The sequence below is a fragment of the Halorubrum sp. SD612 genome, from assembly GCF_002135005.1.
Window position 1 is genome coordinate 1 of sequence record NZ_NEWI01000157.1, and the last position, 5,429, is coordinate 5,429.

At 65.9% G+C, this 5,429-nt stretch carries 4 protein-coding genes and 2 pseudogenes; 2 read left to right on the forward strand and 4 right to left on the reverse strand.

Annotated features, from left to right (window positions below; translation table 11 throughout):
* From B9G38_RS13900 to B9G38_RS18830, 4 genes and pseudogenes are all read right to left on the reverse strand, one after another.
* Positions 1 to 473: pseudogene (locus B9G38_RS13900) on the reverse strand (hypothetical protein); the annotation flags it as partial.
* 108 nt (positions 474 to 581) lie between these two features.
* The gene (locus tag B9G38_RS13905) at positions 582 to 2,384 is read right to left on the reverse strand and encodes an alanine-zipper protein (RefSeq protein ID WP_086220754.1); all 1,803 of its coding nucleotides are present in this window, start codon (positions 2,382 to 2,384) and stop codon (positions 582 to 584) included.
* Positions 2,385 to 2,477: 93 nt separating this feature from the next.
* The gene (locus tag B9G38_RS13910; RefSeq protein WP_086220755.1) at positions 2,478 to 3,311 is read right to left on the reverse strand and encodes an MBL fold metallo-hydrolase; all 834 of its coding nucleotides are present in this window, start codon (positions 3,309 to 3,311) and stop codon (positions 2,478 to 2,480) included.
* 160 nt (positions 3,312 to 3,471) lie between these two features.
* Positions 3,472 to 3,872 (reverse strand): annotated as a pseudogene (locus B9G38_RS18830) (transposase); the annotation flags it as partial.
* A 113-nt stretch (positions 3,873 to 3,985) separates the two neighbouring features.
* Between B9G38_RS18830 and B9G38_RS13915 the strand changes: the two are divergent.
* Entirely contained in the window at positions 3,986 to 4,282 is a 297-nt protein-coding gene (locus B9G38_RS13915; protein WP_086220756.1) for a hypothetical protein, read from the forward strand.
* Between the two features lie 174 nt (positions 4,283 to 4,456).
* Positions 4,457 to 5,429: Fe-S cluster assembly protein SufB (gene sufB / locus B9G38_RS13920; protein ID WP_086220757.1), on the forward strand; the 973-nt coding region annotated here is incomplete at its 3' end.

Sequence of the window (5,429 nt, forward strand, 5' to 3'; positions counted from 1 at the left end):
GGCGGGTCGGGGCGGTGGCTGATGGCGGCGATGTTTCCGAGCCCCGTTTCTGTGATCCCGACCGCCTGCTCTAAGACTATGTCGGCTGAGTCGAATCCGAGCGCGAACTCGTGGGTGCGGGGCGGCCGGAACGGCTCCTCGCGGCCGACGAGTTTGACCGTTACGCCGCCCAGATCGACCGTCGCGGCGTCGAAGACGATCCGACGCGGCTTGCCGTTCCGGTCGTCGCGCAGCAGCGTGAACTCGGGCTCGGCCGGGGTCGCCGGGTCGGAGTACTCCGCGAGCCGCTCGTAGGGGCCCGCGTCGGCGTCGACGGACCCTTTCGTGACGGCCTTCTCGTACCGGAGCGTGTTGCTCACGCCGTCGGCGAGCCGGTCGAGGCGGTCGCCGTCCGCGACGGCCGCGACCCGCTCTAACACCGCTTCGAGCGGGCGTCCCTTACGGGGGACGGCGACCGGTACCGGATCTGTCATTGAGCGATCTGCGTCCGGGCGCGTGAAACGGGTTGCGTTTTTGAACCGGCGCGGTAGAACGCGACCGCACAGGCCCACGGTTGCGGCGTAGCGTCGAGAACGGCCGATTTAGGGACCGAAAGCCTCGTTGAGCCTGGTCCGGAACTCGTCGAGCTCGTCGAGGTGGTCGTTGATCTCCTCGATCTCGGACTCGACGTCGTCGAGGTCCTCGCCGAGTCTGTCCTCGACGTCGTCGAGGTCCTCGCCGAGTCTGTCCTCGACGTCGGTGAGCCGCGAGTCGACCTCCGCGAGGTCGTCCCACAGGTCGTCGAACTCCTCGTCGAAGCGGTCGAGCCCGGACTCGACGTCGCCGACGCGCTCCGCGGCGTCGGCGGCTCGGTCCTCCGCGCTTTCGGCGGTTTCCTCGGCGTTTTCGGCGCGCTCGGCCGCCCTGTCGACCTCCTCGTACAGCGTCTCCACGTCGTCGCCGAGGTCGTCGACCGTCTCCGCGACCGCGTCGGCCTCCCCCTCGACCCGGTCCACGTCGGCGGCGAGGTCGTCGACGTCGGTCTCGACCGCCGAGACGGCGTCTCGAACCGACTCGACGGACTCGTCGACGGCCGTGACCTCGTCCTCGACCGCCCGAACGTCGTCTTCGACGGTCCCTACGTCGCTTTCGACCGCGTCGACCCGGTCCTCGACGGCATCGACCGCGTCAGCTGCGGAGTCGACCTCGGTGTCGACGCGCGCGACGTCCTCCTCGATCGCTTCCCGCTCTCCGTCCGCCTCGTCGAGGCGCTCGTCGAGGGCGTCGACCTCGGACTCGACGGCGTCGACGCGCTCGTCGATCCCGTCGAGGATCTCCCGCGCCGTGCCCTCGCCGTCGATGAACTCCGCGAGCGCGTCGGCGTACGCCTCGATGTCGGCCACGCTCGACTGAAGCCGGGCGATCCGCACGTCGACGCTGCGCGGCACGTCGGCCTCGAACGCGTCCTCGATGGTCGCGATGTCCTCCTCGTCGGCCGCGCCGCTGCGTATCTCCGCCGCCAGCGCCGCCGCGAGACCGCCCTCGCCCGGCAGCCTCGCGGTCTCGTCGCCCTCGTCGGCCGCTGTAACGTCCGTCTCTGCTTCCCCTTCCTCGCCGCCGAGGGACTCTTCAGCGTCCACTGCCTCGGTCTCGGGCGATTCCTCGGACGCGTTGTCGGCCGTGGGTTCGGCTTCGCCCTCCGGCTCGGACTCGTCTTCCGCCGCTGCGTCGACGGGCTCCCCCTCGTGCGCCGTTACGGCGGCCGTGCCCTCCTCGACGGGCCGCGGTTCGGGGGCGGCGGAGTCCGGCTCGTCGACGCGTTCGGCGTCCGCGTCGGCTTCCGTCTCGGCGCCGGCCTCCGGTGCCCCGGTCGGCTCAGCGTCGCTCTCTCGGGATTCGGGCGCCTCGGCGCGTTCCTCGCCCGGGTCGTCCGGGAGCAGCTCGTCGTCTTCAGCCATGCCGGGGAGCGTCGCGCGGTCCCCGGAGAGCACCTCGCGCACCGCGTCCGTGTCACCGGCGCCGAGGACGTCTTCGATCTCCTCGCCGACCGGCACGTGTTCGATCACCGGGGTCCCGAGGAACCCGTCGAGATCGGGGTCGTCGTCGCGGATCCCGAACACCGTCTCGACGCTCTCGTCGGGGTCGATCACCCGTTCGAACTCCACGCGGTGGTCCTTGTACGCCGTCCAGTTCTCGCTCTCGTACTCCGGGTGAAAGCCCACTCGGTCCATCGGGAACGACTCCGGGATCCGGTCGACGATACGCACCCGCACAGGGTCCTCGCGGTGCGAGGAGAGAGTGTACATCACCGCGGGCACCGGGAACGCGTCGTCCGTGAAGGATTTCTCGACGCGGATGCCGTCCTCGTCGACGGTCGTGGCCGCCTCCGCCGTCCGTTCGCTCATATCCGCACGTCCCGGAGCAGGGGCTTAAATTCCACGGGCCGCGTTTCGTGGTTGATAACCGAAACACCGCGAAAACGGCCGCTCGACTCCCATTTACAGGTCGATCCGATCGCCGATCTCGACTATCTCCAGCCGGTTCGGTGACTCGTAGCTCCGCACGTGGTCGTGGAGCGCGGTCGGGTCGGCGGTCAGCCCCTTCCACATGTCCCAGTGGGTCGGCACCAGCCGGTCGAGTCCGAGGTCGTTCGCGGCCCTCGCGATCTCGTTCTCGTCGCTGTACCACTTCGTCTGTACCGGCTCGCCCGTCTCCTTGTCGGGAACCGTGCCCTCGGAGCCGAACGCGAGGACCCCGAGATCGATGTCGAACCGCTCGGCGAGGGCGGTGAACGACGGCGAGGGCTTGCTGTCGCCGGCGTGGAACACCGTTCCGGCGTCGTGTTCGATCACGTACCCCACCGGGTGGGTGGCGTCGGCGTCGTGCGTTTCCACGACGTGAACCGTGAACTCGCCGATCCGCAGCTCGTCGCCCTCCGTCACCTCGGTGAAGGCCGCCTCGCTCACCGCGTACTCCTCGGTCCACCGCTCCTCCTCGCGCGCGACGGCGAGCGAGTCGTCGGGCGCGACGAGGTCGGCGTCGGTGTTCTCCAGTATCGGCGCCTGCGAGGGACCGTGGACGTGGTCCGTGTGCTCGTGGGTGGCGAGCACGGCGTCCGCGACGTCGACGTCGGCGGGGTCGAAGGGGACCGGGACCATCCGTATCGTGCGCGGCGGGTCGCCCGTGCCGACGTACGGATCGATCCAGAGGACGGTTCCCTCGCTCCCCTTGATCGCGAAGCCGTTGCAGCCCAAGTACCACAGCGCCACCGTGTCGGGGTCGGCGTCCGCCACCGCGCGCGGCAGCCAGTCGCCCCAGTCGGAGTCGGTCATGGTCGTGGCTGTGGCAGCGCCGGGGGTAATTATTCCGGAGTTTGCTGGGTCGCGGCGGATTCCGTCGGCTCCAATCCGACGCGTTCCCGTCGCAGACGCGACGAATATATTATATTTCGCTATACAGAATACGAGTCGCGAAGCGCCACAGTTCCGGAGGATAGGGTGCTCCAGAGGCGACGACAGACAGCAAGCGATCCGTTGTCTCATTGAAATCGTTCACGAGGCTCGGGATCGAACTGTTTGACGACGCGGAGATTAGCACTTCCACGTGGGCTATACGCTTCACCCCGCCGGTGTTGGAAGCGGGTCGCTCCCCTGCGCGGCTTCGCAACCGAACGATTCCCACGAACGTTTGTAACCGAAAAACCGCGTGTCCTCGTACGAAGCCTTCGACGCCCGATTCGAGTCGGAGCGTCCGGTGGCGTGATCACGCGCGAGGCGAATCGTCTGGATGGTTCCCTACTGTGAGAGGGATTCGACTTCCACTGAGTCTGCGGCTTGCCCAGTATCTCCGACTATCTCTGCCTTTGGCCGACCCTCGGGCGCCGGGACGTTGCGACCCTAGATCTCTTTGAGCCAGCCAGGGGCCGCGCTCAGCTGGAAACGTTCTCAAGCATCTCGAATGTAGCTCGAGGCAACAGTTCTTCACAGTGGCTGCCGATACGCCAACGATGACCGACGAAATAGATATTCCAACCGAGCCAGAGGCCGCGGTCGACGCACTGGCGACCCATCTAACTGCGACCGCAGATCGCCCGGTACCGCCAGCGACGAACCGATGGCTCGGAGAGGCCGAAGCCGTCGCCCGCGATGCTACCAGTGACGGTATTGGCACGCAAACCAGACGGAAACGGGTCCGCCAAGTTGCCACACTGCTCGAGTCGGCCGAGGAAACGAACGACGCCGTCGCCGACCGCCACATCGAAGCGGCGATCGAGTGCTGTCGAGTCGTTCTCGCCGACGAGTGAGGGTGATACCGTTCCTACGGAATATCCCTCTCGCCACATATTAAATTCTACCAACGAGAGAAACCGAATTAAACTACACAAAGTTATACATTTTCGTTAAAGAAACCATTATAAGTTACTAAAGAGTGTTCCAGCACACCACGCTTATATTCGTAGTCTCTGAAGAATACTTTGATGAGTTCAAAACAAGACGACCTCAAAGAGACGAACACCGAGGCCCGCTTCGAGTTCAAGAAGGAGGAGAACTCCGCATTCAAAAGCGAGAAGGGCCTCACCGAGGAGACGGTCCGCGTCATCTCGGAGGACAAAGACGAGCCGGAGTGGATGCTGGAGCGGCGCCTGCGCGCGCTCGAACAGTTCCAGGAGATGCCGATGCCGACCGACTGGCCCGGACAGCCCGACCTGAGCGAGGTCGACGTCGACGAGATCGTTCCCTACATTCGGCCGGACGTGGACGTTCGTGCCGGCGTCGACGACTGGACCGAGCTCCCGGACGACATCAAGGACACCTTCGACAAGCTGGGCATCCCGGAGGCCGAGAAGAACGCGCTCTCCGGTGTCGGCGCGCAGTACGAGTCGGAGATCGTCTACCAGAACATGCAGGAGCGGTGGGAGGAGAAGGGCGTCATCTTCTGTGACATGGACAAGGCCGTCCAGGAGCACGAAGAACTCGTCCGCGAGCACTTCATGACGAAGTGCGTCCCCCCGAGCGACAACAAGTTCGCGGCGCTTCACGGCGCCATCTGGTCGGGCGGCTCGTTCGTCTACATCCCCGAAAACACCACCGTGGAGATGCCAGTCCAGGCGTACTTCCGGATGAACTCCGAGGGGATGGGTCAGTTCGAGCACACGCTCATCATCGCCGAGGAGGGCTCCGAGGTCCACTACATCGAGGGCTGTTCCGCGCCGAAGTACTCGGCGTTCAACCTCCACTCGGGCGGCGTCGAAGTGTTCGTGGGCGAGGACGCCCACGTCCAGTACTCGACCGTCCAGAACTGGTCGAAGAACACGTACAACCTCAACACGAAGCGCGCCATCGCCGAGAAGGGCGGGCGCATGGAGTGGATTTCGGGGTCGATGGGGTCGAAGGCGACGATGCTGTACCCCTCGACGATCCTGAAGGGCCGCGGCGCCTCCGACAACCACA